Genomic DNA, 2629 nt, shown 5'->3' on the forward strand with positions numbered 1-2629 from the left:
GCGATACCCGCCGCGTATTCGCCCGCATCGTCGGCCCTCGCGCATGCCGCATCGTCGGCCAATGCACCCGCCGCTTATGCGCCCGTCTCATCCCCGGCCGCCGCACCCGCCGCGTATGCGCCCGCTGCCTCCCCGGCCGCCGCACCCGCCGCTTATGCGCCCGCCGCATCCCCGGCCGCTGCACCCGCTGCTTATGCGCTCGCCGCATCCCCGGCCGCCGCGCCCGCCGCGTCTTCGACCACCGCGCGCGCCGCGGTCACCGCAGCCGCTGCGTCCGCGCCCGCGCCGTCCATGGCCCGCATGCCGGATGCGCCGTTGCGTCAGGCACCGCCGTCGTTGCCTCCGGACACCACGGCCGGCTTGCAGGACGCCATCAGCGCCTTGCGCGGCGCGCTGGAAACGCGGATGGACGGACTGCTTTGGGGTGGTCGCCCCGGCGCGACTCGTGAAGCCGCCGCCGCCGCGCTGTTCCGCAGCCTGCTGGATGCCGGGTTCAGCACAAAGCTGGTGCGCACGCTGGTGGACCGCCTGCCGCAAGGCCTGTCGTCCGACGCCGCGCAGGCGTGGGCGCGTAATGAACTGGTTACCCACCTGCCCGTGGTGGCCTCCGAAGACGAATTCCTGGCCGGCGGCGTGTACGCGCTGGTCGGCCCGACGGGCGTCGGCAAGACCACCACGCTGGCCAAGCTGGCCGCCCGTTGCGTAGCCCGCGAAGGCCGCGACCAGGTCGCGATGTTGACGACCGACCTGTTCCGGATCGGCGCATTGGAACAATTGCAGATCTACGGCCGCCTGATGGGCGTGCCCGCGCATTCCGTGCGCGACGCCGGCGAACTGCGCCGTATTCTTGCCGAACTGGGCAACCGCAAGATCGTGCTGATCGACACCACCGGCATCAGCCAGCGCGACCGCCTGGTGGCCGAGCAGGCCGCGATGTTGACCAGCGCCGGCAAGCCCGTGCGCCGCTTGCTGGTGCTGAACGCCGCCAGCCAGGGCGACACGCTGGACGAAGTGGCGCACGCCTATCGCAACGGCGTGGGCGAAGACGTGGCCGGCTGCATCATCACCAAGCTGGACGAAGCTACCCGCCTGGGCGCGGCGCTGGACACGGCCATCCGCCACCGCCTGCCCATCCACTACATGTCGGTGGGGCAGAAGGTGCCGGAACATATGGAACTGGCGCGCGCCGACGTGCTGATCGACCGCGCCTTTGCCATGGTCGAGCGCGCGCGCGCCCTGTACACGCCCAGCGAGGCGGACCTGGCGTCGCTGGTGCCGGCCGCGCGCGAGGCCGACGCCGTTGATCCTGCCCGCCGCCGCCAATTGCTGGCCTCGGCCATCCTGCGCCCGCAAGGCGGATCGGCGTCGATCGCCGCCGCGCAACATCTGGACGACACGATTGCCATGCTGGACAGCGACCCGGCCTGCGTACAAGCCCGGGCGTCGTGGCGCGACTATGTCGGCGACGGCGCGGGCGCCAGTCTGGCGGCCTTGGGCGACGACCCGCTGGCCATGGTGCGACGTGAATTTTCGGCCACCTGCAACCGCCATCTGCTGGCCATGCATGGCAAGACCAGCATGAAAGGCGAAGGTTTGCCGGGTGGTGTGTTGATGGGGTCGCTGCTGATGAGCGACCGTGGCGTGGCCCTGGCCGCGCCCGCGCAGCAGCTGGCGTTGGCCCACGGCATGTTGACCTCGTTCGCGCCCGGCGCGGCGGGTCTGGCGGATGCCGGCCCGGCGCTGCAAGCGCGCGTGCGCTGGCTGGGCGAACAGCTGCCGCGCCTGCCGATGGTGCATCTGCTGGAGGCCGGCACGTCGGCCTTGTGGCAGTCGTTAAGCGAGCAGGGCGCCTCGTGGGTGGCGCGCTGCCCGGGCGGCATGCGCGTGGTGCAGGACGAATGCCCGACCAATCTGAATGCCGTCGGCAAAAGCGTGGGCTATCTGCCCGTGGGCCAGCCCGGCGACATGCCCGGTTTGACGCGCGAGCAGGGCGGCCAGACCGTGCCGCTGGCGCTGTGGGCCTCGGGCACCGAAATCACCCTGCCGGGCCGCTCCGAAACCGCGCCGATCCGCCTGGTCTGCGCGCGACTGATCGATACGGTCAGCGGCGAAATTGCCGTACAGCTGTTCGGGCTGACCAACTTGCCCGCGTCCCAGGCCGACGCCGCCACCGTCGCACGCTGGCTGGTATTGCAGGACGAAGCCAAGGCCGGCTTCCGCTACATGGCTAACGCGTGGCAGGCGCTGCCCGCCGTCGACGGCGCCCACACGCTGGCGCGCCAGTCATTGATGGCCGGCCAACTGGGCGCGGCCTGCTGGCAGATGGCGCATTCGCCGTCCGCCGCCGTCGTGCGCGGCCCGCTGTCCGGCATCATGGGCTCGGAACGCAAGCTGTCTGGCCGCCTGCTGCCCGTGGCGATCCTGAAAATGTTCGCCATGCTGGAGATGGCCGCGGGGGGCTGAAGTCCAGGGCCGAAGCCAAGGCAAGGCCCAGAGCTCCAAAGCTCCAAAGCCCCAAAGCCCCAAAGCCCCAAAGCCCCAAAGCCCCAGCGCCCCAGAGCCAGGCTCAAGCCCAGCCGAAGCCCCGGCACTCCTGTCCAGCAAAAAGCGCGCGGTATCCCGTTAGGGA

At 70.9% G+C, this 2629-nt stretch carries 1 protein-coding gene; it reads left to right on the forward strand.

The features are described 5' to 3' along the window. Window positions 1-3: 3 nt before the first annotated feature. Window positions 4-2463 carry a flagellar biosynthesis GTPase FlhF gene (gene flhF, locus AC6LJY_RS27910; RefSeq protein ID WP_498137233.1) on the forward strand — a complete coding sequence of 820 codons (2460 nt, stop codon included), beginning with the start codon at window positions 4-6 and terminating at the stop codon, window positions 2461-2463. Window positions 2464-2629: the final 166 nt, after the last annotated feature.

This window comes from Achromobacter sp. RT286_PF, assembly GCF_059760425.1.